Source organism: Novosphingobium sp. EMRT-2, assembly GCF_005145025.1.
Taxonomy (GTDB): Bacteria; Pseudomonadota; Alphaproteobacteria; order Sphingomonadales; family Sphingomonadaceae; genus Novosphingobium.
Genome location: NZ_CP039695.1, coordinates 612008 through 637750 on the forward strand (window position 1 = coordinate 612008; position 25743 = coordinate 637750).

General features: G+C 66.7%; 27 protein-coding genes and 1 tRNA gene. 15 read left to right on the plus strand and 13 right to left on the minus strand.

Annotation, left to right across the window (positions count from 1 at the left end; translation table 11 throughout):
• The first annotated feature begins 25 nt into the window (after positions 1–25).
• Together FA702_RS03140 and FA702_RS03145 are read left to right on the plus strand one after the other, a co-directional pair.
• Entirely contained in the window at positions 26–559 is a 534-nt protein-coding gene (locus FA702_RS03140) for a copper chaperone PCu(A)C (RefSeq protein WP_136954986.1), read from the plus strand.
• Positions 560–585: 26 nt separating this feature from the next.
• Positions 586–1071, plus strand: coding sequence for a vgr related protein (locus FA702_RS03145; RefSeq protein ID WP_136954987.1), 486 nt, complete (start codon positions 586–588; stop codon positions 1069–1071).
• On the opposite strand, the gene FA702_RS03150 is transcribed toward FA702_RS03145, so the two are convergent.
• The gene (locus FA702_RS03150; protein WP_136954988.1) at positions 1047–1307 is read right to left on the minus strand and encodes a glycine zipper domain-containing protein; all 261 of its coding nucleotides are present in this window, start codon (positions 1305–1307) and stop codon (positions 1047–1049) included. The two genes, FA702_RS03145 and FA702_RS03150, sit on opposite strands and share 25 nt — an antisense overlap.
• Before the next feature lie 145 nt (positions 1308–1452).
• On the opposite strand from FA702_RS03150, the gene FA702_RS03155 reads away from it, so the two are divergent.
• Positions 1453–2157 (plus strand): cysteine hydrolase family protein, encoded by a 705-nt coding sequence (locus FA702_RS03155; protein ID WP_255504689.1) that lies wholly within the window; start codon positions 1453–1455, stop codon positions 2155–2157.
• A 29-nt stretch (positions 2158–2186) separates the two neighbouring features.
• Here FA702_RS03155 and grpE read toward each other — a convergent pair whose 3' ends face one another.
• Together grpE and hrcA are read right to left on the minus strand one after the other, a co-directional pair.
• Positions 2187–2747 carry a nucleotide exchange factor GrpE gene (gene grpE, locus FA702_RS03160; RefSeq protein ID WP_136954989.1) on the minus strand — a complete coding sequence of 187 codons (561 nt, stop codon included), beginning with the start codon at positions 2745–2747 and terminating at the stop codon, positions 2187–2189.
• Complete coding sequence (gene hrcA, locus FA702_RS03165; protein ID WP_136954990.1) at positions 2744–3808, minus strand: heat-inducible transcriptional repressor HrcA; 1065 nt, start codon at positions 3806–3808, stop codon at positions 2744–2746. The genes grpE and hrcA overlap by 4 nt, the downstream gene beginning before the upstream one ends.
• A 111-nt stretch (positions 3809–3919) precedes the next feature.
• On the opposite strand from hrcA, the gene rph reads away from it, so the two are divergent.
• From rph to FA702_RS03185, 4 genes are read left to right on the plus strand one after another with little or no spacing between them, the layout of a single operon-like run.
• A complete protein-coding gene (gene rph, locus FA702_RS03170; RefSeq protein WP_136954991.1) occupies positions 3920–4636 on the plus strand; it encodes a ribonuclease PH in 717 nt (238 codons plus the stop codon).
• Positions 4633–5262, plus strand: coding sequence for an RdgB/HAM1 family non-canonical purine NTP pyrophosphatase (rdgB, locus tag FA702_RS03175; protein WP_136954992.1), 630 nt, complete (start codon positions 4633–4635; stop codon positions 5260–5262). Before rph ends, rdgB begins: the two co-directional genes overlap by 4 nt.
• A gap of 10 nt (positions 5263–5272) precedes the next feature.
• Positions 5273–6427, plus strand: a complete 1155-nt coding sequence (gene hemW, locus FA702_RS03180; protein WP_136954993.1) for a radical SAM family heme chaperone HemW — start codon at positions 5273–5275, stop codon at positions 6425–6427.
• The gene (locus tag FA702_RS03185; RefSeq protein ID WP_136954994.1) at positions 6424–7320 is read left to right on the plus strand and encodes a tyrosine recombinase XerC; all 897 of its coding nucleotides are present in this window, start codon (positions 6424–6426) and stop codon (positions 7318–7320) included. The genes hemW and FA702_RS03185 overlap by 4 nt, the downstream gene beginning before the upstream one ends.
• Positions 7321–7326: 6 nt before the next feature.
• Here FA702_RS03185 and FA702_RS03190 read toward each other — a convergent pair whose 3' ends face one another.
• The 3 genes from FA702_RS03190 to FA702_RS03200 form a co-directional block, all read right to left on the minus strand.
• Complete coding sequence (locus FA702_RS03190) at positions 7327–8649, minus strand: sensor histidine kinase KdpD (protein WP_136957243.1); 1323 nt, start codon at positions 8647–8649, stop codon at positions 7327–7329.
• Between the two features lie 132 nt (positions 8650–8781).
• Complete coding sequence (locus FA702_RS03195; protein ID WP_136954995.1) at positions 8782–9459, minus strand: response regulator transcription factor; 678 nt, start codon at positions 9457–9459, stop codon at positions 8782–8784.
• A gap of 109 nt (positions 9460–9568) precedes the next feature.
• A complete protein-coding gene (locus FA702_RS03200) occupies positions 9569–9868 on the minus strand; it encodes a PepSY domain-containing protein (RefSeq protein WP_136954996.1) in 300 nt (99 codons plus the stop codon).
• A gap of 132 nt (positions 9869–10000) precedes the next feature.
• Between FA702_RS03200 and FA702_RS03205 the strand changes: the two genes are divergently transcribed.
• The gene (locus FA702_RS03205) at positions 10001–11800 is read left to right on the plus strand and encodes an ABC-F family ATP-binding cassette domain-containing protein (RefSeq protein WP_136954997.1); all 1800 of its coding nucleotides are present in this window, start codon (positions 10001–10003) and stop codon (positions 11798–11800) included.
• Positions 11801–11828: 28 nt separating this feature from the next.
• Here FA702_RS03205 and FA702_RS03210 read toward each other — a convergent pair whose 3' ends face one another.
• Complete coding sequence (locus tag FA702_RS03210) at positions 11829–13637, minus strand: DUF885 family protein (protein ID WP_136954998.1); 1809 nt, start codon at positions 13635–13637, stop codon at positions 11829–11831.
• A gap of 93 nt (positions 13638–13730) precedes the next feature.
• On the minus strand, positions 13731–14207 hold the full coding sequence (locus FA702_RS03215; RefSeq protein ID WP_136954999.1) for a DUF6456 domain-containing protein: 477 nt from the start codon (positions 14205–14207) through the stop codon (positions 13731–13733).
• Positions 14208–14315: 108 nt separating this feature from the next.
• On the opposite strand from FA702_RS03215, the gene FA702_RS03220 reads away from it, so the two are divergent.
• Together FA702_RS03220 and FA702_RS03225 are read left to right on the plus strand one after the other, a co-directional pair.
• On the plus strand, positions 14316–14888 hold the full coding sequence (locus FA702_RS03220) for a helix-turn-helix domain-containing protein (RefSeq protein WP_136955000.1): 573 nt from the start codon (positions 14316–14318) through the stop codon (positions 14886–14888).
• Between the two features lie 5 nt (positions 14889–14893).
• Entirely contained in the window at positions 14894–16096 is a 1203-nt protein-coding gene (locus tag FA702_RS03225) for a glycosyltransferase (RefSeq protein ID WP_255504690.1), read from the plus strand.
• A gap of 172 nt (positions 16097–16268) precedes the next feature.
• Here the strand turns inward: FA702_RS03225 and secF are convergent, their stop codons facing one another.
• From secF to yajC, 3 genes are read right to left on the minus strand one after another with little or no spacing between them, the layout of a single operon-like run.
• Positions 16269–17246, minus strand: a complete 978-nt coding sequence (gene secF / locus FA702_RS03230) for a protein translocase subunit SecF (protein ID WP_136955001.1) — start codon at positions 17244–17246, stop codon at positions 16269–16271.
• Positions 17247–17261: 15 nt separating this feature from the next.
• The gene (gene secD / locus FA702_RS03235; RefSeq protein WP_136955002.1) at positions 17262–18854 is read right to left on the minus strand and encodes a protein translocase subunit SecD; all 1593 of its coding nucleotides are present in this window, start codon (positions 18852–18854) and stop codon (positions 17262–17264) included.
• A gap of 32 nt (positions 18855–18886) precedes the next feature.
• Positions 18887–19216 (minus strand): preprotein translocase subunit YajC, encoded by a 330-nt coding sequence (gene yajC, locus FA702_RS03240; protein WP_168196109.1) that lies wholly within the window; start codon positions 19214–19216, stop codon positions 18887–18889.
• 236 nt (positions 19217–19452) lie between these two features.
• On the opposite strand from yajC, the gene FA702_RS03245 reads away from it, so the two are divergent.
• Positions 19453–19529, plus strand: a tRNA-Pro gene (locus FA702_RS03245).
• 82 nt (positions 19530–19611) lie between these two features.
• Here FA702_RS03245 and katG read toward each other — a convergent pair.
• Positions 19612–21783 carry a catalase/peroxidase HPI gene (katG, locus tag FA702_RS03250; RefSeq protein WP_136955004.1) on the minus strand — a complete coding sequence of 724 codons (2172 nt, stop codon included), beginning with the start codon at positions 21781–21783 and terminating at the stop codon, positions 19612–19614.
• Between the two features lie 221 nt (positions 21784–22004).
• Here katG and FA702_RS03255 point away from each other — a divergent pair, with 221 nt between their 5' ends.
• The 4 genes from FA702_RS03255 (at position 22005) to accC (ending at position 24949) form a co-directional block, all read left to right on the plus strand.
• Positions 22005–22418 carry a holin family protein gene (locus FA702_RS03255; protein WP_136955005.1) on the plus strand — a complete coding sequence of 138 codons (414 nt, stop codon included), beginning with the start codon at positions 22005–22007 and terminating at the stop codon, positions 22416–22418.
• 107 nt (positions 22419–22525) lie between these two features.
• Positions 22526–22963 (plus strand): type II 3-dehydroquinate dehydratase, encoded by a 438-nt coding sequence (aroQ, locus tag FA702_RS03260; RefSeq protein WP_136955006.1) that lies wholly within the window; start codon positions 22526–22528, stop codon positions 22961–22963.
• A 173-nt stretch (positions 22964–23136) separates the two neighbouring features.
• Positions 23137–23589, plus strand: a complete 453-nt coding sequence (gene accB / locus FA702_RS03265; protein WP_210417580.1) for an acetyl-CoA carboxylase biotin carboxyl carrier protein — start codon at positions 23137–23139, stop codon at positions 23587–23589.
• A gap of 13 nt (positions 23590–23602) precedes the next feature.
• A complete protein-coding gene (accC, locus tag FA702_RS03270) occupies positions 23603–24949 on the plus strand; it encodes an acetyl-CoA carboxylase biotin carboxylase subunit (RefSeq protein ID WP_136955008.1) in 1347 nt (448 codons plus the stop codon).
• 156 nt (positions 24950–25105) lie between these two features.
• On the opposite strand, the gene FA702_RS03275 is transcribed toward accC, so the two are convergent.
• Positions 25106–25708 carry a DedA family protein gene (locus FA702_RS03275; RefSeq protein ID WP_136955009.1) on the minus strand — a complete coding sequence of 201 codons (603 nt, stop codon included), beginning with the start codon at positions 25706–25708 and terminating at the stop codon, positions 25106–25108.
• Positions 25709–25743 lie beyond the last annotated feature (35 nt).

Consider the following 25743-nt stretch of genomic DNA (forward strand, 5'->3'; position numbering starts at 1 on the left):
GGAATTTTCAACTGGAGGATCAACGATGCGGCTCTACGTTCTGGCGGGACTTTCGGGCCTTGCTCTCGCGCTTGCAGGATGCGGCGAGAAGGCGCCACAGGAGCCTGCAGCGGCCTCGTCGAGCGCCGACGCCACGCCCGAGAACGCGCCCGGAATCGCCCTGACCGACGCGATAGTGCAGCTTCCCGTCGTCGCCGGCCGTCCCGGCGTCGCCTACTTCACGGTTTCGCAGGGGAACGGCGCGCCGCGCAAGGTTGCGGCGGTGCATGTCGATGGCGTCGGCCGGGCGGAAATGCACGAAAGCAAGATGGAGAACGGCGTCTCGTCGATGGCCCCGGTCAAGGACGTGGCACTGGAGCCGGGCAAGACCGTGGAATTCAAGCCCGGCGGCTTCCACGTCATGCTCTTCGACGTGGCCGATACGCTGAAGGCCGGCGGCACTACCGAACTGACCATCACACTCGACAACGGCGACAAGGCCACGGTCGTGGCCAAGGTAAAGAACGCCGGCGGCGATGACGCGATGGGCGGTATGGAGCACATGGACCACAAGATGTGATCGCCGCACCGGCGCAAACGTGTCCGGTGGGCGGCGACAGGCCGCTCACCGCACGCGAATGCGCGCTGGTGCGTGAGGTTTTCGGCGGGGCCATCGATGTCGGGCCGGTACGCGTCAAGCGCCGGCGCTTCTTTCCGTTCCAGCCGCGCAACGTGGTGATGGCGCCGATGGGCCATCTCCATTTTCATCCCGCCGGCCCGCACTACTGCGATGATTTCGGCGCGGCGACGCTATCGCTGCAAGGACTGTTCATTCACGAGATGACGCATGTGTGGCAGGCCCAGCGCGCGGGGCGATGGTATCTGCCGCTGATGCGCCATCCGTTCTGCCGCTATGATTACCGCTACGTGCCGGCCAAGCCGTTCGTCCGTTATGGCATCGAGCAGCAGGCGGAAATCGTCCGGCATGCCTTTCTCGCGCAAAAGGGGCATCCCGCCGGGGACGCCCCTTCTCTCGCCGAGCTGCGGGCGATTCTTCCGTTCGCAAATCAGCAGCGCACTTCGTATTCGTAGCCGTTGCGATCCACGCGGTAGCACCGGCCGCCGTGCTTCTTGATCTGCGAGCCGCCGAGCGCGCCGACGGCGCCGCCGATCGCGGCGCCGGTGCCGGCGTCACCGCCCGTCGCAGCCGCCACACCGGCACCGGCCGCCGCGCCGAGGAGGCCGCCTTCGGCCGCATAGTTGCGCGAACACCCGCCCAGCGTCACCGCGGAACCCAGAACAAGCGAGGCAATCAGGAACTTACGCATGATGTGTCTCCGTTTCTTGCGCAGGCGACGCGCGAACCGGGGGCCGCGTTCCGCCGCTTGCGACGAACCGTGCAGCAGTTGCGTTTCACGGGCTGGAAGCGCGGCAGGAAGCGGGCAGACTCGCCATGCGCTTCGTGATCGACAAGTGGCTGATAATCCACCGGAGGATGCCATGCCGCACCATGTCGATCACGCCGCCATTCTCGATCGCCTTGCCGCCGGGCGCGGCGGCGTGCGCAATGTGTTTGACGATATCGATCCGCGCCGCCTGGCGCACATCGTGGTCGACATGCAGAACGGCTTCATGGAGCCGGGCGCGCCTGTGGAAGTGCCCGAAGCGCGGAGCATAGTCGCCAACATCAACCGGATCACGCGCGCGGTGCGGGCCGCCGGGGGCACCAACGTGTTCCTGCGCTACACCAGTTCGCCCGAAGGCGATGCAAGCTGGTCCAATTTCATGATCCGCCAGGGCGCGGCCGCCACGGGCCACAAGGCGGCGTTCACCCCCGGCGCGCACTACTGGCAGCTCTCGCCCGCACTCGATGTCGCGCCGGGCGATCAGCTCCTCGACAAGCATCGGTTCAGTGCGTTCACACCGGGCACTTGCGCGCTCGACGCCTTGCTGCGGGAACGCGGGATCGACACCGTGCTCATCACGGGGACGCTGACCAACTGCTGTTGCGAAAGCACTGCGCGCGATGCGATGCAGTTGAACTACCGCGTGCTGATCGCCGCGGACGCCAACGCCGCGCTGAGCGACGAAGAGCACGCCGCCACGCTGCACATCATGGCCATGGTGTTCGCCGACCTTTATGCGACCGACGAGTTGGAGGAACTGCTGGCGCGCTGACGCGCCAGCGCTCGCCCCCGTCGTCCGGCTCAGTCCGGCTTCTTGGCCACGGCCACCATCGCGGGCCGCAGCAGGCGGTCCTTGATCATATAGCCGGCCTGAAGCTCCTGCAGCACGGTGCCGGGTTCGGCATCGGCGGAAGGCACTTCCATCATCGCCTGATGCTGGTGCGGATCGAGCGGCAGCCCCGTGGCGGCGATCCGGCTGATGCCATGGCCGGCGAAAACCTTCTCGATCTCGCGACCAGTTGCTTCCAGCCCGGCGACGAGGTTCTTGAACTTCTCGTCATCGCGCAAGTCCGCGGGGATCGATTCCAGCGCGCGCGCCAGGTTGTCGGCGACCGACAGAATGTCGCGCGCGAAGCCGGTGGCGGCATAGGCGCGCGTGTCCGCAATGTCCTTTTCCATGCGGCGACGCAGGTTCTGCGTTTCCGCCTTGGCGTAAAGAATGTCCTGCTTGGCCGCCTCAAGCTCCTCGCGCAGCTTGGCCAGTTCGTCGTCGCTGCCCGCCGAATCGATCAGTTCATCCGGCACACCCTTCAGTTCTGCCTGTGCAGCTTCGTCCAGCGGGCGTGTCTCGTTATCCGTCATTTTCTCGAAAATCCGTCTTGTCCGATGAGTTTGCTCAACGATTGAGCCGTGAAATCCACCATGGGGACAACGCGCGCATAATTCAACCGCGTCGGTCCGATAACCCCCACCACGCCGACGACGCGCCCTTCCGCATCGCGCCACGGCGAAGCGATCACCGACGAGCCGGATAGCGAGAATAGGCGGTTCTCACTGCCGATGAAAATCCGCGTCGATTCGGCATCGCGCGCGGCATCGAGCACGCCGGCGATCGCCTCGGCATTCTCCAACTGGTCCAGCAGCTGGCGCACGCGCTCGATGTCGCCCAGCGCGGCCTCGTCCAGCAAGTTGGCCTGCCCGCGCACCACCAGCACCGGGCGCTGCGCCGCGTCGATCGACCAGATCGCCAGCCCCCGCTCCACCAGATCGCGACTGGCGGTGTCGAGCGCGGACCGCCCGCCCGCAATGTCGCGCCGGATTTCCACGGCGGCTTCGCCCAGCGTGCGCCCCATCAGCTTGTGCGTCAGGTAATTGCCTGCCTGCTCCAGCGCATGGGGCGGAACGTCCGCCGGCAGGTCGATCAGCCGGTTCTCGATCGCGCCATCCTCGCCCACCAGCACCGCCAGAGCCCTCCCCGGCGAAAGGGCCATGAAGGAAAGCTGCATAAGCCGCGGCTCGCGCCGGGGCACCATCACGACACCCGCGCCGGCGGACAGTTCCGACAGCGCCAGCGACGCGGCGTTAAGCGCCGCCTCGATCGTACCGCCTTCGGCAAGGCCCCGCTGGATCTGCGCGCGCTCTGCGGCCGAAGGTTCCGCCACCTGCATGATGCCATCGACAAACAGGCGCAGGCCGATTTCGGTGGGCATCCGGCCGGCGCTGGTGTGGGGGGCGGCCAGCAGCCCGGCGTCCTGCAATTCCTGCAGCACCGATCGGATCGAGGCGGGCGACAGGTTGACGCCGCCCGTGCCCGCCAGCGTCTTGGAGCCGACCGGCTGACCGCTGGCGATATAGCCCTCCACCACGAGCCGGAAAATATCGCGGGCGCGGCTGGACAGTTCGGTGAGCGGAAGCGAAGCCATAATCGTGCAATGTAGACGGCGGGCTTGCAGGCTCAAGGGCATTGCGCGTAGGGCCACCGCAACTTTCAACACCCGTCTGTCTCCGGCAGGCGGATTTGCAGGATAAACACCATGCGTCCTTCCGGCCGCGCCGCAGACGAAATGCGCGCCATCACGATCGAGACCAACTTCACCAAGCACGCCGAAGGTTCGGTCCTGATCGGATTCGGCGATACCAAGGTGCTGGTCACCGCGTCGGTGGAAGAGCGCGTGCCGCCGTTCATGCGCGGCAAGGGCGAAGGCTGGGTGACGGCGGAATACTCGATGCTGCCCCGCGCCACCCACACGCGCGGCAGTCGTGAGGCGGCCAAGGGCAAGCAGTCGGGCCGCACCCAGGAAATCCAGCGCCTGATCGGCCGCAGCCTGCGCGCCGTGACCGACCTGAAGAAGCTGGGCGAACGCCAGATCACGCTCGATTGCGACGTGATCCAGGCCGATGGCGGCACCCGCACCGCGTCCATCTCGGGCGCGTGGGTCGCGTTGCGTCTCGCCGTGCAGAAGCTGATCGACGCTGGCGCGATCAACGACGATCCGCTGACCGAGAAGGTCGCCGCGATCTCGTGCGGGATCGTGAACGGCGTGCCGGTGCTGGACCTCGACTATATCGAGGATTCGTCCGCCGATGCCGACGCCAACTTCGTGCTGATCGACGGCGGCAAGATTGCCGAGGTGCAAGCCACCGCCGAAGGCGCGACTTATGACGAGGAGGGTCTGCTCCGCCTGCTCCGCCTCGCGCGCATGGGCTGCGCGCAAATCTTCGAGGCACAGGCCAAGGCCGTCGCGCGGTGACGCCCCGCCTCGCGCGCGGCAAACTCGTCATCGCCACGCACAACAAGGGCAAGCTCCGCGAAATCCAGGCGCTGCTCGCGCCCTATGGCATGGAATGCCTGTCCGCCGGTGAGCTCGGGCTGCCCGAACCGGCGGAAACCGGCACGACCTTCGTGGAAAACGCGCTGATCAAGGCGCGCGCGGCGGCGGAAGCGGCGAACCTGCCGGCGCTGGCCGACGATTCCGGCCTCTGCGTCGCCGCGCTGGGCGGCGCGCCCGGCGTCTATACCGCCGACTGGGCCGAAGCCGCGCCCTATGAAGGCGGCCCCGGTCGCGATTGGTACATGGCCATGGGCAAGGTCGAGGGGAAGCTGTGCGAACAGGGGCCGGATACCCCGCGCGACGGATACTTCGCCTGCGTCCTCGCCATCGCTTGGCCCGATGGCGCCAGCGCCGTCTATGAAGGCCGCGCCCCCGGCACGCTGACCTGGCCGCCGCGCGGCACGCTGGGCTTCGGCTACGATCCGGTGTTCGTGCCCGCCGGCGGCACGCGCACCTTCGCCGAACTCGATCCGGAGGAAAAGCATCGCATCAGCCACCGCGCGGATGCCTTCGCCAAGCTGGTCGCGGAACAGTTCCCGGAGTAGAACCGGGCCGATGACGCCGCTCGCGCTTTATATCCACTGGCCGTTCTGTTTGGCGAAGTGCCCCTATTGCGACTTCAACAGCCATGTCCGCGAACTTACGGACATGACCCAGTGGCAGGCCGCGCTGCTGGCGGACATGGCGCACGAGGCAAGCCTTACCGGCGGCCGCGAACTGACCTCGATCTTCTTCGGCGGGGGCACGCCATCGCTGATGCCGCCCGCACTGGTCGAAAGCCTGATCGCGCAGGCGAGCCGGCATTGGCGATTTGCCGACGACATCGAGATCACGCTCGAAGCCAACCCCTCCTCGGTGGAAGCAGCCAACTTCGCCGCGCTGGCGCAGGCCGGCATCAACCGGGTGTCGCTGGGGTTGCAGGCTCTCGACGATGCCGCGTTGCGCTTCCTTGGCCGACTTCATGACGCCAGCGAAGGGCTGGCCGCGCTCGCCGTGGCGCAGCGGCATTTCCGCCGCGTCAGCTTCGACCTGATCTATGCCCGGCCGGATCACACGCCCGAAAGCTGGGAAGCCGAACTGACCCGCGCCTTGGCCTACGGCACCGGCCACCTCTCGCTGTACCAGTTGACGATCGAGTCGGGCACGCGCTTCGCCACGCTGGTGCGCGAAGGCCGCTTCACGCCGCTCGACGATGACGCGGCCGGCACGCTTTTCGGCCTGACCCGCGAACTCACCGAGCGCGCCGGCCTGCCCGCCTACGAGATCAGCAACCACGCCCGCCCCGGCGAGGAAAGCCGCCACAACCTGACGTACTGGCGCTATGGCGACTATGCCGGCATCGGCCCGGGTGCCCACGGTCGGCGCGGCGGCGTGGCCACGGTGCGCCACCGCAAGCCGGAGAACTTCCTCAAAGCGGTGGACGCGCAGGCACACGGCATCGCCGAACAGCGCGCGCTGGGCACGGCGGAACAGGCATCCGAAGCGATGCTGATGGGCCTGCGGCTGGCCGAAGGCGTGGACGTGAAGGCGCTGGCGGCGCGGTTCGGCTTTGCCGAAAGCGATCTCGTGGTGCCCACCAAGCGCGCGTTCTACACCGGATTGGGCCTGCTGAACGATACCGGCGACCGGCTGGCCGTGACCGGAAAGGGCATGCCGCTGCTCGACGCGCTGCTGGCCGAACTCGTGCCCGCAAGCCTGGTCGCGGCATGACGCCGCAGGACATCCTCGAAGCCTGGGGCCAGCACCTTTCGCTGGCGCGGCGCCGTTCCCAGCATACGGTGCGCGCCTATCTCGCCACCGCCACGCGCCTGCTCTCCGCGCTGCCGCCCGCGCAGGGCTGGGCCTCGCTCGCCCGGCTCGATCCTACCACGCTGCGCACGCACCTTGCCGCGCGCCGGGCGGACGGGATCGGCAATGTCTCCGCCGCGCGCGAACTGTCGGCGATCAAGTCGTTCATCGCTTTCGCGCGCGAACAATCGGGCGAGACCGGGATCGCGCCGCCCCGCCTGCGCGGCCCGCGCGTCAAGAAGGGCCTGCCCCGCCCGATCACCCCGGACGAGGCGGTCAACCTCGCCGCTATGGTCGCCGAAGACGCCAGCGAGGAATGGATCGCCGCGCGCGATCGTGCCGTGCTGCTGCTGCTCTACGGTGCGGGCTTGCGCATTGCCGAGGCGCTGGCGCTGCCGGCCGCCGTCCTGCCGCTGGGCGAATCGCTCGTCGTCACCGGCAAGGGCAACCGCCAGCGCGTCGTCGCGATCCTCCCGATCGTGCGCGCCGCCGTGGAGGACTATGCCGCCAAGGTGCCCTGGCCGCTGACCAAGGACGCCCCGCTGTTCCGGGGAGCCAAGGGCGGACCGCTGGCGCAGGGCATGGTGCAGAAGGCCGTCGCCCGCGCCCGCACGGTGCTGGGCCTGCCCCCCACCGCCACGCCGCACGCCTTGCGGCACAGTTTCGCCACGCACCTGCTGGGCGCGGGCGCGGACTTGCGTTCGTTGCAGGAGCTACTGGGCCACGCCAGCCTCAGTTCAACGCAGATCTACACCAAGGTGGACGCGGCAACGCTGCTGGACGTCTATCGCAACGCCCATCCGCGCGAGCGCTAGGCCGCTCTACTTCACCACCACGCGCGGCAGGCGCAGCGTGGTGAGCAATCCCCCCAGATCCTCGCTTTCGTTCAGCGCGATCGAGCCACCATAAAGCTCGGCCACGTCGCGCACGATGGCGAGGCCCAGCCCGGTCCCTGGCTTGCCGGTATCCAGCCGCGCGCCCCGATCGAAGATGCGCTCGCGCGCTTCCTCGGGAATGCCCATGCCGTCGTCCTCGACCCAGATGTCGCAGAACTTCGGGTCCGCCGGGTTCGCGTCCACGGTGATGAACACGCTGCCGCCCCCATACTTGGCCGCGTTCTCGATCAGGTTGCCGAGGATCTCGTCCAAGTCCTGCCGTTCGATCGCCACCTGCGCCTCGCGGCTGCCGTCCATGTCGAAGCGGACCTTGGGATAGAGTCGCGTGACCGCCCGCTCCACCGCTTCGGCGCTTTCCCACACCACCGCGCGCGAAAGGCCGGTTGCGCGGCGGCCAACGGCGCGCGCGCGGGCAAGGTGGTGATCGACCTGTCGCCGCATCACCGCCGCCTCGCGGATCACCGTATCGGCCAGATCCGAAGCCTTGGCCGTGGCCGCGTTCATTACCACCGTCAGTGGCGTCTTGAGCGCATGGGCAAGGTTGCCCGCGTGGGTGCGCGCTTCCTCCGCCTGCCGCTCCGAATGTTCGAGCAGCGCGTTCAGCTCCAGCACCAGCGGCTGCACTTCCAGCGGCAGCGGTTCGTTGACGCGGCTTGCTCCGCCTTCGCGCATCGCCGCGATCGCCCGCCGCACGCGCCGCAACGGTCCCAGCCCGTAATAGGTTTGCAACGCCGCCATGCCGAACAGGCCCAGCCCCAGCACCACGAACGACCAGATCAGGATCGAACGGATGCGCCGGATCTGCGCGTCGAGTTCGCTGCGGCTGGCGGCGACGGCGAACTGCCACAGCGTATTGCTGCCGGGCAGGATCACCGACCGCTCGATCATCCGCAGCCGTTCGCCCTCGAACTGGCCGCTGTCGTAGATGTGCGGTTCGGTATCGACATGGTCGCTCTGCAGCTTGAGCGTGCGGTCCCACAGCGAGCGCGAGGGGAAATCCTCGTGCCCCTGCCCGCTGATCTGCCAGTAGAGGCCGCTGTTGGGTTCCAGAAAGCGCTGGTCGCCGAGCGGCCGGTTGAAGAACACCTCGCCATCCGGCCCGATTTCGGCGGAAGCGACCATGGCGGTCAGCATATAGCCAAGCTGTTCGTCGAAATTGCGCGTGACCAGGCCGGTCAGCGTGCGGTCGAGCGCGAGCCCACCGCCCAGCAGCAGCACCGTGATCCACGCGAACGCGATCAGCATCATGCGCCGCGCCAGCGATCCGGTGTGCGGCGCGGTTTTCGGTTCCTGCGCGGTGGTGGTCACGCTCTCAGTTCCCTGCCCGCTAGCCCCGGACACGTTTCATGTCCCGCGGCGACGCGGGCCAAGCCCCGGTCGTCAGCCGCGCCCCGGCTGCGCCGGATCGTCGAGGCTGTAGCCCAGCCCCCGGATCGTGGTGATCACGTCCGGCCCCAGCTTCTTGCGGATGCGGGTGACGAACACCTCGATCGTGTTCGAATCCCGGTCGAAGTCCTGGTCGTAGATATGCTCGATCAGTTCGGTACGGCTGACGACCTTGCCCTTGTGGTGCAGCAGGTAAGACAGCAGCTTGTATTCCTGCGCCGTCAGCTTCACCGGCTCGCCGTTCAGCGTGACGCGGCCCGAACGGGTATCGAGCCGCACGTCGCCCGCGATCAGCTCGGACGAGGAATTGCCCGAGGCGCGACGGATCAGCGCGCGCAGGCGGGCGATCAGTTCCTCCGTCTGGAAAGGCTTGGCGAGATAGTCGTCCGCGCCCGCGTCCAGCCCGGCCACCTTGTCGGACCAACTGTCGCGCGCGGTCAGCACCAGCACGGGGAACTTGCGCCCTTCCTTGCGCCACATGCCCAGCACGGTCAGCCCGTCGATCTCGGGCAGGCCGAGATCGAGGATCACCGCGTCATAGTCCTCGGTCGAGCCGAGAAAATGGCCGTCCTCGCCATCGGTGGAAAGATCGACGGCGTAGCCATTGTGTTCCAGCGTGGCCTTGAGCTGCTTGCCGAGGGTCGGTTCGTCCTCGACGATCAGGATGCGCATGTAAGGCTGTCCCCTGCTGCTCGCCCGCTCCCATGCCGGAGAGCGCGCGGTTACGTGTTCAGGATTGCTAGATGATCCCTTGAACCTGAACGGTCAAGGAACGGAAAGATCAGCGGGATTCGCCCAGCACCTGCCCGGTGCGCGCATCCACGTCGACGAACATGACATGGCCTTCGCGAATGAACTTCAGGCGATAGACCATCGCGGCGGGATCGTATTCCGGCCCCAGGTATTGCATCCCCGGCTTGGTCGGCAACACGGTCCGCTCGATCTCGCGCAGCGATCGCACGTTGCCCGCGCGCAGGTCGCGGCGGACTTCGCCCTGGGCGTCAGGACGGTTCGGGGCCGAAAAGGCCGTTGCAGGCAAGGCCGCGAACCCGAGAGCGGTAAAGGCGATGATCCAGCGCATGATGCTGCTTTGCCTAGAGCCGGAGCATTGAACAAGGCGTGAATGCGGTTGCCGGCGGCGGTTCAGGCAAAAAGGTGCGGGCCGGGAGTCCTGACCCTAGACCTTCCGTCCACCTGCGGCTAAGCGCGCGCCATGGCAGCAGCACCGATCTTGAGCTGGGAGGGCCTTGGGCTTCTCCAGGGCACCGGCTGGCTTTTCCGCGATCTTGACCTCCACATCGGCCCGCGCGACCGGCTGGCGCTGATCGGCCGCAACGGCGCGGGCAAGACCACGCTGCTGCGCCTGATTGCCGGGCAGATCGATGCGGACAAAGGCAAGCGTTCCATCCAGCCCGGCGTGCGGCTGGTGACGCTGGAACAGGATCCGTTCTTCACCGGGTTCGATACGCTGATGGATTTCGCGCTGCACGGGCCGGACGCGCCGGAACGGCACGAGGTGGAAGCCATCGCCAGCCAGCTTGGCATCGATATGGGCCGCAAGGCCGAAAGCGCCAGCGGCGGCGAACGCCGCCGCGCCGCGCTGGCCCGCGCGCTGGCGTCCGATCCCGACATCCTGCTGCTGGACGAACCGACCAACCACCTCGATCTCGCCGCGATCGACTGGCTCGAATCCTGGCTCCAGCGCTATACCGGCGCGTTCGTGGTCATCAGCCACGACCGCACGTTCCTCGAACGGCTCACCCGCGCCACGCTGTGGCTCGATCGCGGTTCGCTGCGCCGCAAGGACATCGGCTTCGGCGGCTACGAAGCGTGGATGGAGCAGGTCTATGCCGAGGAGGCCCGCGCCGCCGACAAGCTCGACGCCAAGCTGAAGATCGAGGCGCACTGGCTGGAACGCGGCGTCACCGCCCGGCGCAAGCGCAACCAGGGCCGGCTTGAAAAGCTCTGGGAAATGCGCGCCCAGCGCGCCGCGATGCTCAGCCCGCAAGGCGCCGCCAAGCTTGCCATCGCCAGCGACGACGAGGCCAAGAGCAAGGCGGTGATCGTCGCCGATCACGTCACCAAGACGTTCGGCGAAGGCGCCGGCGCGCGCGCGATCATTAAGGATTTCAGCCTGCGCATCACCCGGCGTGACCGCATCGGCGTGGTCGGCGCGAACGGCGCGGGCAAGACCACGCTGCTCAAGCTGCTGACCGGCGAACTCCAGCCCGACAGCGGGACGGTCACGCTGGCCAAGACGCTCAGCGGCGTGATGATCGACCAGCAACGCAGCCTGATGTCGCCGGAAAAGCGCGTGCGCGACGTGCTGGCCGAAGGCGGCGACTGGATCGACGTGCGCGGCGAACGCAAGCACATCCAGGGCTATCTCAAGGACTTCCTGTTCGATCCCGGCCTCGTCGAGGCGCGCGTCGGCACGCTGTCGGGCGGCGAACGCTCGCGTCTGCTGCTCGCGCGCGAATTCGCCCGCAAGTCCAACCTGCTGGTGCTGGACGAGCCGACGAACGACCTCGATCTCGAAACGCTCGATCTGCTGCAGGAAGTGATCGCGGACTATGACGGCACCGTGCTGATCGTCAGCCACGACCGCGACTTTCTCGATCGCACCGTCACCATCACGCTGGGGCTGGACGGATCGGGCAAGGTCGATGTCGTGGCCGGTGGCTATGCCGACTGGGAAAAGCAGCGCAAGGCGCGCGTGGCGCCGGTCAAGGCTGCTCCCAAGGCGGAAAGCGCCCCGCCGCCGCCTCCCCCGACCGCGAAGAAGGGCAAGCTCTCCTACAAGGATCAGCGCGATTACGAGCTGCTGCCCAAAAAGATCGAAGAGCTCGATGCCGCCATTGCGCGCGGCGAAGCGCAGCTGGCCGATCCGGACCTCTACGCGCGCGATCCGAAGAAATTCGATGCGCTGATGGCCGCGCTGGAAAAGGTCCGGGCCGACAAGGACGCGGCCGAGGAACGCTGGCTGGAACTCGCGGAGATGGCGGAAGGCTGAGAGCCGACAAGCCCTCAGCCCACCATTTTCAGCCGCGCTTCGCTTCGGCGATCCGTTCGTCCACCCGCCGCTCCAGCATCGACAGCGGCATCACGCCTTCCTTCAGGATGTCGTGGAACCAGGGCAGGCTGAAGCGGTCGCCCAGTGCCTGCTGCGCCTTGGTGCGCGCAGCAACCCAGGCCGTGTGACCCATCTTGTAGCTGCACGCCTGCCCGATCGAGGCGCAATAGCGCTCGATCTCGCGCTGGCTGCGCGGCCGCGCGAAGCCCACTGTGTTGACGAGGTAGTCGGTCGCTTTCTCACGGCTCCAGCGGTAGTGGTTCAGCCCGGTATCGACCACCAGACGCGCCGCGCGGAACAGGAAGGACTGGAGATAGCCGGCGCTTTCGATGCCGGTGTATCCGCCTAGTTCGTCGGCCAGCTGCTCGGCATAGAGCGCCCAGCCCTCGCCATAGGCGGAGATGAAATAGTCCTTCAGGAACATCGGCAGGTTCCCGCCGCTGCGGGTGTAGCCGCCCTGCAAGTGGTGGCCGGGAATCCCCTCGTGATACGTCAGCGCCGGCAGCGAATATTTCGGCCAGTCGGCCACGTCCTTCAGGTTGATCCAGTAGATCGCCGGGCGCGAACCATCGAGTGGGGCGGAATAGTAATACCCGTTCGGTGCGCCGTCCTGGATTTCCACGGGAACGCGGCGGATTTCCAGCGGCTCGGACGGAATGTCGCGGAAGGCGCGCGGCAGCTTCTGCGTCATGGCCGCGATGCCCGCGTTCAGGCTGGCGATCAGGTCCAGGCGCCCCTGATCGGTATTCGGATAGCGTTGCGCGGGCGAGGCGTTGAGCGCGGTCAGCCGCGCCCCCACCGAACCGGTGGTGAAGCCCGCGCCTTTCAGGATCGCATCGAGCTTGGCGGAAATGTCGGCCACCTGCTCCAGCCCGATCTTGTGGACCTGCTCGGCCGTGTGATCGGTGGTGGTCGCCTTGCGCAGCGCCAGCGCATAGATCTCGTCCCCCTTGGGCAGACGCCACGCGCCATCGCCCGGCCGCGTGCGTCCACGCAACTGCTGCATCAGCGCGATCTGGCGATCGAGCGCGGGATAGACGTCTCCCGCCACGATCCGGGCAGCCCGGCTTTCCCAGTCGCCTGCCACGCTCTTCGCCGTCGTTCGTTTGACCAGCGATCGCACCATGGCGTTCTTTTCGGGCGACGGTGCGCGCAGCGCGCGCATCTGCTTCAGCACCAGATCGATCGACCAGACCGGCGCGATCAACCCGCGCGCGGCCTCGCGCCGCTGCCGCGCGGTTTCGTCGTCCAGCGCGAAAGCGAAGGCGCGCAGCCGCGCAAGATAGGCTTCGGCGTCATCGGCGTTCTCGACCGGGTGCTGGCTGTCGAGAAAGTCGGGAACACTGAAATAGACGCCGCTCTGCTGCGTGATCGGATAGGGATTTTCCACGTCGTCCAGCCCGAACGGCTCGCCGACGAGGTCCTGCTCGAACTTGTAAACCAGCACATCCCGGTTCAACCGGGCCGCGGCGCTGAGGCTGCCCGCATCCACGCCGCGCATCGCGGCCAAAGCGCGTTCGTTGAACGCCCGCGACGCCTCTTTCCCGGCCTCGCTGTAATCGTCGAGCCGTGACCGCAAGCCGGCGCGAGTGCCCTTGTCCAGGCCAAGGCGCGTCGCGTTTTCGGGCTCGATCAGCAGCTGTTCGTAGAACAACCTGTCGGCCAGCGCGTTGAACGCGGCATCGCCGCCGGTCTGCGCCAGAACCCGGAGCGGCCAGCCTCCGCCAAGCGCACCCGCCGCGATTCCCGCGAATCCCAGAAATTCCCGTCGTTCCATGAAGCTGCTTCCCGACACTGTGGTTTCAATCGATACGGCCTGACACGGCGCGGGGATAGCCGGCAATGACGTTCGTCGATCCGCCTGTGTCGTTCATCGGATGCGATAGAAGTCCGCTACACGGTCAAGCGCGATGCGCAAGACCAGCTTACCGCTGCGGACAGGCCAGTCCAGCGCCTTCTCCGCCATCGCCAGGGCATCGCCGGCGCAAACCACCCGCCACAGAATATCGCTCAACCCGGTTCCCGCGGCGGCGATCGCCGCATCGAAGCGTTCCTTCGCGGCGATCTGCCGCTCGGTCGACGAAAGGTTGCGCTCGCCACCGCCAAAACGCACCGGTTCCCAACGCATCGTGACGGCTGGCGCCAGTTGCGCGCGCTCCCAATCGGTCCGCAGGCGCTCCCCCGCGTCGAACTGCCGGTCGCTGAGGTGGCCGCGTACATGGAGCCAGGTCAGTGGCGATTCGGCGCAATTCACCTTCACGCTGCGCCGCGCGGCTGCCGCGGAACCACGCCCTGCCCGGCGCGGGCCTTCGCTGGTCAGTTCACGATCGATCAGGACCTGGCGCATCGGGTCACCTCCGCTTTGAACATTTGGGGAACGCCGCCGCACTTGCCCCAGGGGCTGCTTTGTAGGAAAGCAATTTCAACTTCCGTTCCTCTCAGAAATGGAACCACCATGATCAACCGCATCCGCGACATCCGTCGCCAGAAAGGCCTGACCCTGGCCGACGTGGCCGCGCGCTGCGTTCCGCCGACGACGGCGCAAACCATCGGCCGGCTCGAAACCGGGATGCGCAGCTTGTCGCTGACGTGGATGAACCGGATCGGCGCCGCGCTCGATGTCGATCCGCAGCTTCTGGTAAAGCCGGACCATTCCGCCACGCCCAACGTCGTCGCGCGGCTCACCGCCGGCGGACCTGAGGCGCTGACGCACCCGATGGACGCGGTGCTGCCCACCGAGTTCGGCGGCGATGCGCGGCTCATGGCGCTGGTGGTTGATGCGGGCCTGGGCGAATACCGGGCGGGCGACCAGGTGTGGCTGCGGCAAGTCGACCCCGCGGAGTATTCGCGCGCGCTCAACCGCGACGTGCTGGCGCCCCGCCCCGCCGGCCGCTTCGCCTTCGGGCGGATGATCGACCATCTCGACGGGCGCATCGCGCTGCTCCCGCCCGGCATCGGGCAGCGGCAAGTGGTGATCGACCATCCAGCGTGGATCGGCGTGGCGGAAATGCTGGTCCGGAAACTGTGAACCCTGTGACCGGACGCCGCCTGCTCTCGATTTCGACGCTTTACCCCTCGCCCCAGCGCCCCGGTTTCGGGCGCTTCGTCGCGCGGCAGATGGAAGCGCTGGCCGCGCGCAGCGATTGGGAGGTGACGGTGGTGAACCCCATCGGCCTGCCGCCCGTAAAGCTGGCCCGCTATGCCGACATTGCCGAAACGCCGCTGATCGAAACCGGCGGGGCGGTGACGGTGCATCATCCACGCTTCACGCTGATCCCCGGCCTTTCCGGCCGCATCAACCCCGTGCTGATGGCGCGCGCCATTCTGCCGCTGGTACGGTGCCTCCACGCCGAGCGGCCGTTCGACATGATCGATGCGCAGTTCTTCTACCCCGATGGTCCGGCCGCCATGCGCGTGGCCGAGGCGCTGGGCCTGCCGTTCGCGATCAAGGCGCGCGGGTCCGACATCCACTACTGGGGCACAAAGCCCTTCGCGCTGCGGCAGATGCGCGCGGCCGCCGAAAGGGCATCGGTCCTGCTGTCGGTCTCGCAGGCTCTCGTCAACGACATGGCCGCGCTGGGCCTGCCGGCCGGCAAGATGCGCGTCCACTACACCGGTCTCGACCACGCGCGCTTTTCGCCCCTGCCCCGCGCCGCCGCGCGGCAACTGGTTTCCGCCATTCCCGATCTCGGCATCTGGTCGGTCGGCCGCCTGATCGTCTGCGTCGGTGCGCTGATCCCGATCAAGGGACAGGCGCTGGCGATCCGCGCGCTGGCCCATCTGCCGGAGGACGTCCGCCTGGTCATCGCCGGCACCGGCGCCGACGAGGCCGCGCTCAAGGCGCTGGCGAACGAACTGGGGCTGGCGGAGCGTGTCCAGCTGGTCGGCGCGGTCGATCACGAAACCCTGCCCACGCTGCTTTGCGCGGCGGATGCCATGGTCCTGCCGTCGGAGCGCGAGGGCCTGGCCAATGCCTGGATCGAGGCGCTCGCCTGCGGCACGCCTGTGGTGATCCCCGACATCGGCGGCGCGCGCGAGGTGGTGGACCGCCCCGCCGCCGGCCGCATCGCCGCGCGCGACCCGGTGGCCATCGCCACCGCGCTCGGCGATCTGCTCGCCGATCCCCCCGTACAGGAAGACGTCGCGGCCTGCGCCGCGCGCTTCAGCTGGGATGGCAACGCCGCCGCGATGGCGGAGATTTACGAGGGCGTGGTCCGGAGATGGACCACAGCCTGACTGCGCGCACAAACACTGCCCCCGTCGTCCCAGCGAAAGCTGGGACCTCAGGCCGCTGCGGGAAACCTTTCAGCGGTTCGTTCCCAACCGCCCGAGATCCCAGCCTTCGCTGGGATGACGCGTTCTTTCAAACGGCCCGAGGTCCCAGCTTTCGCTGGGACGACGGTATCGCTCACCCCCGCTCGCGCGCCAGGCGTTCCTGCTTTTCTAGCGCGCTTTCGGTGGGGATGAAGCTCTTGGGGTTGACCTTCAGCCAGATCAGGATCGGCGCCGCCATGTAGATCGAGCTGTAGGTACCCACGAAGATGCCCAGCGTAATCGCGGCGGTGAAACCGAAGATCACGTCCGGTCCGAACAGCAGCAGCGCAACCAGCGTGATCAGCATCGACAGCGAGGTCACGATCGTGCGCGCCAGCGTCTCGTTGACCGAAAGGTCGAGCAGCTCCGGCATCGGCATCTTGCGGTATTTCTTCATGTTCTCGCGGATACGGTCATAGACCACGATCGTATCGTTGAGCGAATAGCCGATCAGCGTGAGCAGCGCGGCCACGATGTTGAGGTCGAACTCCATCTGCGTGATCGCGAACATGCCGAGCGTCAGCACCACGTCGTGTACCAGCGCGAACAGCGCGCCGATGCCGAACTGCCATTCGAACCGTATCCAGATGTAGGCCGCCACGGCCAGCGCGGCAAAGCCGAGCGCCTTGAACGCATCCCAGCCCAGTTCCTTGGAAACCTTGCCCGAAACCGAATCGACGCCGTCGATCCGCGCATCAGCATGGGCGGCCTTGATCGCGGCGGTGATCGTGCGGGCCATCTTGTCCGACAGCGCCGGATCGTGATCCGATCCTTCCGGCAGCTTCATCCGGATCGAGATTTCGTTGGGCTTGCCGTAGCGCTGGATGATCGGCTCGCCATAACCGAGCTTGTCCACCTCGCCGCGCAGCTGCGCCACGGGCGCCTCGGCGCTGCGCTCGAAGGTCACGCGGATCATCTGGCCGCCGACGAAATCAACGCCGAGGTTGAGCCCGCGCGTGGCCACCAGCGTCAGCGATCCCGCCATAAGCAGAAGGCTGACGATGTAGAACGGCAGCCGCCACTTCAGGAAGTGGATGTTGGTATTGTCGGGAATGAGCTTGAGGAGCTTCATGTCCTTCGTCTCCTCTTACAGGCTCAGTTCGGACGGCCGCGCGCGGCGAAGCCACTGCGCCACCCACATGCGGGTCATCGTCACGGCGGTAAACACCGAGGTGACGATGCCGATCATCAGCACCACGGCGAAGCCGCGCACCGGGCCGGTGCCGAACGCGAACATCAGCACAGCGGCGATGACGTTGGTGATATTGGCGTCGAAGATCGCGCGGCTCGCTTCCTTGTAGCCCATCTCCACCGCCTGCACCACGCGCCGGCCGCGGTGGCGTTCCTCGCGGATGCGTTCGTTGATCAGCACGTTGGCGTCCACCGCCGCGCCGATGGTCAGCACGAAGCCGGCGATGCCCGGCAAGGTCAGCGTGGTGCCGACGATGCCCATGATGCCCAGGATCATCAGCACGTTCACCACCAGCGCCAGGTTCGCGTAAACCCCGAAACGGCCGTAGGTGATGAGGATGAAGGCCATCAGCGCGCCGGTGCCAACGAGCATGGCGATCATGCCCTTGCGGATCGAATCCGCGCCAAGGTCCGGCCCCACGGTCCGCTCTTCCACCACCTTGAGGTCCACCGGCAGCGCGCCCGAGCGCAGCGCGATGGCGAGCTGGTTGGCGCTTTCCGTGGTGAACCGGCCAGAGATCACGGCACTGCCGCCCAGGATCGGCTCGTTGATGTTGGGCGCGGACAGGACCTTGCCGTCCAGGATGATGGCGAAGGGCTTGTTGACGTTCTGCGTGGTCAGCTTGGCGAACTTTTCGCCGCCGTCCGAATTGAACGTGATGTTGACGACCGGTTCGTTGGTCTGCTGGCTGTTGGTCTGCTGCGCGTTGGTCAGCTGATCGCCGCGAATACCGCCCAGCCGCTTGACCGCGATCGCGCCCAGCTTGGGGTCCTGATAGGGTACGATCTCGCTGCCCGGAGGGGCGATGCCGCGCGCCACGTCCGAAGGCAGCGCGCTGGTATCCACCAGCTTGAATTCGAGCTTTGCGGTCTGGCCCAGCAGGTTCTTGAGCGCCTGCGGGTCCTGCAGCCCCGGCACCTGCACCACGATGCGGTTGGCGCCCTGGCGGATGATGGTCGGCTCCTTGGTGCCGAGCGCGTCGATACGCTTGCGCACCACTTCCACCGCCGTATCCATCGCCTGCGTCACCGCCTGGTCGATGCCTTCCTGCGAAGGCGTCAGCACGAAGCGGTTGCCGTCGACGACGTCGATCTTCCAATCGCGCTGGCCGGTCAGCCCCGCGCCGCTGGTCAGCGGCAGCACCGCCTCCCGCACCGCGTCCACCTTGGTCGGGTCGGCCACCACGAACGTCAGCGCGCCGTCGCGGTTGGAGATATCGCTGATGCGGATGTCACCGGACTGGCGCAGCTTGTTGCGGACGCTTTCCTCCATCCCCTCGATGCGCTGCTGGCGCACCTGCGAGGGATCGGCTTCGAGCAGGATGTGGCTGCCACCGGCCAGGTCGAGACCGAGGTTGATCTTCGGCTCCGGCAGGGCGGACGGCCAGTTGAGGCCGGCCGTGGCGGTCAGCGAAGGCACGGCGGCAAGCATGCCGACGATCGTCAGCGCCCAGAGCCACAGTACCTTCCAGCGCGGGAAATCGAGCATGAGAAGAGCTTCTTTTCGTCTAGCCGGTGGGATCAGTCGTTGGCCGGCGCGGCGCCGCCGGGCGGCACGATGTCACCGATCGTCGAACGCACCGCCTTGACGCGCACGTTGGGGCCAAGTTCCAGTTCGGCATAGTGATCGTCGAGCTTGATGACCTTGCCAACCAAACCACCGGCGGTGACGACCACGTCGCCCTTCTTCATCGCGGCGATCTTTTCCTTGTGCGCCTTCTGCTGGCGCATCTGCGGCCGCAGGATCAGGAACCAGAAGATGAACGCCATGCCGACCAGCGGCAGAAAAGAAAGCCACTGCGGCGGCTCCTGGGTGGCGGCGGGTGCGGCGGCGGAAAGGAATGTCAGCATCATGGAACCGTTCTTGGGATCGGTGGAAAGGCATTGCAACCCGCCTGGACGGAAAGCGGTGTGCCCGCCCGGATAGATTGCGCAAAAATATGGCCCGGCCGCCTAGCAGCTTGGGCCACGCAAGGCAAACGGCACCCCTTCCGGCGGCACTTTCGGGGATGAAAAATCGTCTCCGCCCAAAGCGCACCATGCCGCTTGCCATCCGCAAGTGACCTGCCTATAGGGCGCGCTCCGGTCGGGACGTAGCGCAGCCTGGTAGCGCATCACACTGGGGGTGTGGGGGTCGGAGGTTCGAATCCTCTCGTCCCGACCAATTTTCCAACAGCAACGCACAACGAAACACGCCGCCCACGGAAACCCGCAGGCGGCGCGCTTGTTTCGGCTATTCGACTCCGTCAGGCGAGGTCGAAGCGGTCGGCGTTCATTACCTTTGTCCAGGCGGCGATGAAATCGGCCACGAACTTCCCGTGGGCGTCATCCTGCGCATAGACTTCGGCGTAAGCCCGAAGGATCGAGTTGGAGCCGAACGTCAGGTCCAGCGCCGTGGCGGTCCACTTCACCACGCCCGTCTTGCGGTCGCGGATTTCGAAGAGGCCGTTGCCGGCCGGCTTCCAGGCGTTGGCCATGTCGGTCAGGTTCACGAAGAAGTCGGTGGTCAGCGCGCCTTCGCGAGCGGTCAGCACGCCGTGCTTGGCGCCGCCATGGTTGGCCCCGAGCACGCGCAGGCCGCCGACCAGTACGGTCATTTCCGGCGCGGTGAGTCCCATCAGCTGCGTACGATCGAGCATCAGTTCCGCCGGGCTGACCGCGTAGTCCTGCTTCAGCCAGTTGCGATAGCCATCGTGGATCGGCTCGAGCGGCGCGAAGCTGTGAGCGTCGGTCTGCGCGTCGGTGGCATCGCCCCGGCCCGGTGCGAACGGCACGGCCGCCTCGATCCCGGCAGCCTTGGCGGCCTGTTCCACACCGACATTGCCGGCCAGCACGATGATGTCCGCCACGCTGGCGCCAACATCCGCCGCGATCGGTTCCAGCACCGCCAGCACGCGGGCCAGCCGCGCCGGCTCGTTGCCTTCCCAGTCCTTCTGCGGGGCCAGTCGGATGCGCGCGCCGTTGGCGCCGCCGCGCATGTCGGAGCCGCGATAGGTCCGCGCGCTGTCCCACGCGGTCGTGACGAGATCGCTGATCGACAGTCCGCTCGCCGCGATCCTGGCCTTTGCTGCGGCGATGTCCCAGGCGGTGCTGCCGGCGGACACCGGGTCCTGCCAGATCAGGTCCTCGGCCGGTACGTCGGGTCCGTGGTAGCGCACCTTCGGCCCCATGTCGCGGTGCGTGAGCTTGAACCAGGCGCGTGCGAATACCTCGGAGAAATAGGCCTGATCGTCGCGGAACCGTTCGGAAATCGCGCGGTAGATCGGGTCCTTAATCATCGCCATGTCGGCGTCGGTCATCATCGGATTGGTGCGGATCGACGGGTCCTCCACGTCGGCCGGACGATCTTCCTCGCGGATGCTGACCGGTTCCCACTGCCAGGCGCCGGCCGGGCTCTTGCGCAGTTCCCAGTCGTGGTTGAACAGCATCTGGAAATAGCCGTTGTCCCAGCGCGTGGGGTACGTGGACCACGCACCTTCGATGCCGCTGGTGATGGTATCGCGGCCCATGCCCTTGCCGCCGGGATTGGCCCAGCCAAGGCCCTGCTGCTCCACCGGAGCGGCCTCGGGTTCAGGACCGAGCCGGCTGGCATCGCCATTACCATGCGCCTTGCCAACGGTGTGCCCGCCCGCCGTCAGCGCCACGGTTTCCTCGTCATTCATCGCCATACGGGCGAACGTTTCGCGAATCTGCGCGGCGGTCTTCAGGGGATCGGGCTGGCCGTTCACGCCTTCCGGATTGACGTAGATCAGGCCCATCTGCACCGCCGCCAGAGGGTTTTCCATCGTCGAAGGCGTGGCGACATCGCCATAGCGTTCGTCCGACGGGGCCAGCCATTCCTTCTCGGCGCCCCAATAGACGTCCTTTTCGGGATGCCAGATGTCCTCGCGACCAAACCCGAAGCCGAAGGTCTTCAGCCCCATGGTCTCGTAGGCGATGGTGCCGGCCAGCACGATCAGGTCGGCCCAGCTCACCTTGTTGCCGTACTTCTTCTTGATCGGCCACAGCAGGCGGCGCGCCTTGTCCAGGCTGACGTTGTCAGGCCAGGAATTGAGCGGCGCGAAGCGCTGGTTGCCGGCGCCGCCACCGCCGCGCCCGTCCGCCGTGCGATAGCTGCCGGCCGAATGCCACGACAGGCGGATCATCAAGCCGCCGTAATGCCCCCAGTCCGCCGGCCACCAGTCCTGGCTGTCGGTCATCAGCGCGCGCATGTCCTGCTTGAGCGCCTCGAAATCGAGCGACTTCAGCGCCTCGTGATAGCGGAAGCCCTGGCCCAGCGGATTGGTCTTGCTGTCGTGCTGGTGCAGAATGTCGAGGTTGAGCGTTTCAGGCCACCAGCTCGTGACGGAGGCCACCGTGCTAGTGAGACCTCCATGCATGACGGGGCACTTACCCGCCGTTGCGGAATTGCTGCTCATTCTGTTTCTCCAGCCTTGTTCATCAACCGCGCCGCATGCGCCGCCGCCCCGGTATCGTTCGGGTGAATTCATTTATCAAAGCGATTTAAGTCGTCACAATGATCGCCCGATTCGATTTTAATATCTCACATCATGGCGCCCGCCGGAGCAATCATACTTTGGTTGCCTACACGAACCGATACGGTTAAAAATCGGCGTCCTCCCGCAACAAGGACGCTCTCATGCCCCTCCTCGACGCCCTGATTTCCCCCATCTCCTCGATCATCGATCGCGTCATTCCCGACAAGGAAGCCCGCGACCGCGCCAAGCTGGAACTGCTGAGGTTGCAAGGCACGCAGGAACTCGAGCAGATCCGCACGCAGATGTCCGCCATCCTCGCCGAAGCGGGCTCCACCGATCCCTGGACCAGCCGTGCCCGACCCGGCTTTCTCTATGTGATGTACGTCATGATCCTGTGGTCGCTGCCGATGGGCCTGATCGCCGCGGCGCGGCCCGAAGCGGCGCGTGACATCGCCGCCGGCATCACCGCCTATCTCAACGGCCTCCCCGAGCCGCTCTACGCGCTCTTCGGCACTGGCTATCTCGGCTACACGGCGGCGCGCCAGTGGGGCAAGGCCAAGGGCGTCGACCGCTGACGAGGTCGGCCGCGCGCGTTCCTCCCCGGGATTCGCGCGGCCACTTGCGCATGGCGGCGGCGGCACTATCACGGCGCAGCGGCCACACGCACCGGGAACACGCCACCATGTCAGACAAGACCGTCTTCGTCCTCAATGGACCGAACCTCAATCTGCTCGGCATGCGCGAGCCGGACATCTACGGATCGCAGACGCTGGACGACATTGCCGGCATGCTCGAAGACCACGCGCAGAAGCTCGGCCTCGAAATCGACATGCGCCAGTCGAATCACGAAGGTCACCTGGTCGACTGGCTGCACGAAGCGCAGGCCGTGGGGGCAAAGGCCGTGCTGCTGAACGCCGGCGCTTATACCCACACCTCGGTCGCGCTGCACGATGCGATCAAGGGAATCTGGACGCCGGTGATCGAAGTCCACCTGTCCAACCCCCACACCCGCGAAGCATTCCGCCACAAGAGTTACGTCGGGATGGCCGCCAAGGGCACCATCGCCGGGTTCGGTGCGCGCAGCTACATTCTGGCGCTGGACGCCGCCGCCGCGCTCTGAAAGCCTGCCGCAAGCGCGAAATTGCGGCGAGAGTCCCTGTTTTCCACCCTCTCGGGCGTTCCCACCCCATCCCCCCCCTTGCCAGCGCCGCCGGCTGAAGGCATGGCGGCCAGCCAGTATGACCACCCGCGAGGATTAAAATGGGGCACGACCGCGGCGAAAGGGCCGAAGGAATGGCAATCGACAGCACGCTTGTGCGTGAGCTGGCGGAGCTGCTTGCCGAAACCGGGCTCAGCGAAATCGAAGTCGAGGATGGCGAACGCAAGATCCGCGTTGCGCGCACGCTGACGGCGGCGCCGCCGGCGCAGACCGTTGCCGTCGCCGCGCCGGCGCCCGTTGCCGCCGCTGCTCCGGCGGCTGCGCCCGCTGCGCCGCAGCCGGTTGAGGACCACGCCAACGCCGTGAAATCGCCGATGGTGGGCACGGTCTATCTCTCGCCCGAACCCACCGCGCCCGCCTTCATCAGCCTTGGCCAGAACGTGAAGGCCGGCGAAACGCTGCTGATCGTCGAAGCGATGAAGGTGATGAACGCGATCACCGCGCCCGCCGCCGGCACGGTGAAGGCGATCCTCGTCGAAAACGCGCAGCCGGTCGAATACGACCAGCCGCTGGTCGTGATCGGCTGAGGCGCCAGCGCCCATGGCCATCAAACGCCTGCTGATCGCCAATCGCGGCGAAATCGCCCTGCGCATCCACCGTGCCGCGCACGAGATGGGGATTGAAACGGTCGCGGTGCATTCCACCGCCGATGCCGACGCGATGCACGTGCGTCTGGCCGATCACGCGGTATGCATCGGCCCGCCGCCCGCGCGCGACAGCTATCTGAACGTCGCCGCGATCATTTCGGCGGCGGAGATCACCCAGGCCGACGCGATCCATCCGGGGTACGGCTTCTTGTCGGAGAACGCCAAGTTCGCCGATATCGTGGAAGCCCACGGTATCACCTGGATCGGCCCCAAGCCCGAACACATCCGCACGATGGGCGACAAGGTGGAAGCCAAGCGCACCGCCGGCGCGCTGGGCCTGCCGCTGGTTCCGGGATCGGATGGCGCCGTCTCCGAAGTGGAGGAAGCGCGCGAGATCGCGGACGCCATCGGCTATCCGGTGATTATCAAGGCCGCATCGGGCGGTGGCGGACGCGGCATGAAGGTCTGCAACAGCGCCGACCAGCTTGAAACGCTGATGCAGCAGGCCGGCAGCGAGGCGAAAGCCGCGTTTGGCGATGCCACCGTCTATATCGAGAAGTATCTCGGCAACCCGCGCCATATCGAGTTCCAGATCTTCGGCGACGGTAACGGCAACGCCATCCACTTGGGCGAGCGTGACTGCTCGCTTCAGCGCCGCCACCAGAAGGTGCTGGAAGAAGCGCCCTCGCCCGTCATCTCGGCCGAGGAACGCGCGCGCATGGGCGGTGTGGTGGCGCGCGCCATGGCCGACATGGGCTATCGCGGCGCCGGCACGATCGAGTTCCTGTGGGAAAACGGCGAGTTCTATTTCATCGAGATGAACACCCGCCTGCAGGTGGAACATCCGGTGACCGAAGCGATCACCGGCGTCGACCTGGTGCGCGAACAGATCCGCATCGCCGAAGGGCGGCCGCTTTCGGTCGCGCAGGAGGACATTGAGTTCAAGGGCCACGCGATCGAGTGCCGCATCAACGCGGAAGACCCGTTCACCTTCGCGCCCTCGCCCGGCCTGGTGAAGACCTATCACGCGGCCGGTGGCATGCATGTGCGCGTCGATTCGGGGCTTTACGCGGGCTATCGCATCCCGCCGTACTATGACTCGATGATCGCCAAGCTGATCGTCTATGGCCGCACGCGCGAAGGCTGCATCATGCGCCTGAAGCGCGCGCTGGAGGAAATGGTGATCGATGGCGTCAAAACCTCGATCCCGTTGCACCAGAAGCTGCTGACCGATCCTGACTTCCTCAGCGGCGATTATACGATCAAGTGGCTGGAAGACTGGCTGGCGAAGGACGCCTGAATCGTTTGGAAGTGCGGAGTGGGGAAAGCCCACCCCGCTGCGACTGACGCCGCCTGCGGCGACGCAAGTCTCGCTCCCCTCCCGCAAGCGGGAGGGGTTGGGGGTGGGCAGCGCTCCATGGATTGCAAGCGATATAATCGCTTTCTGTAAAGGACCTCACTCCTCGCGTGGCTTCCACCGCACCACGCGCCACAGGTAGGCGATAGCCACCAGCGCCATACAGCCGGTCGCCAGCGGCCCGGTGTACCGATCGACCTCCGCGAAATTGCGGCCGAGATAATAGCCCGCCGCCACCAGCAGCGCGTTCCACACTGCCGCGCCGGCGAAGGTGAACGCCAGAAAACGGGCGTGGCCCATCCGGGCGAGGCCCGCCGGCAGCGAGATCATCGTGCGCATCACCGGGGCAAAGCGCACGACGAAGACCACCCACTGCCCGTGCCGCCCGAAGAAGGCCACCAGCCGTTCCACATCGTGCCAGTCCAGCGTCAGCCACCGCCCGAAGCGCGTGACCAGCGGGTGCAGACGCCGGTATCCGAACGCCCGTCCGACCAGGAACCAGAAATAGTTGCCCAGCGTCGATCCCGCAGTGGCGGACAGCATCAGCGGCGCGATTTCCATCCGCCCCTTGGCGACGGCGATCCCGCCCAGTCCCATGATGACTTCGGACGGGATCGGCGGGAACACGTTCTCGATGACCATCAGGGCGGCAATGCCCCAATAGCCGCCGCCTTCGATCAGGTGGACGATCCAGTCATTCATCGATCACACAACGCGGCGATGCGGGAACGGGTCCG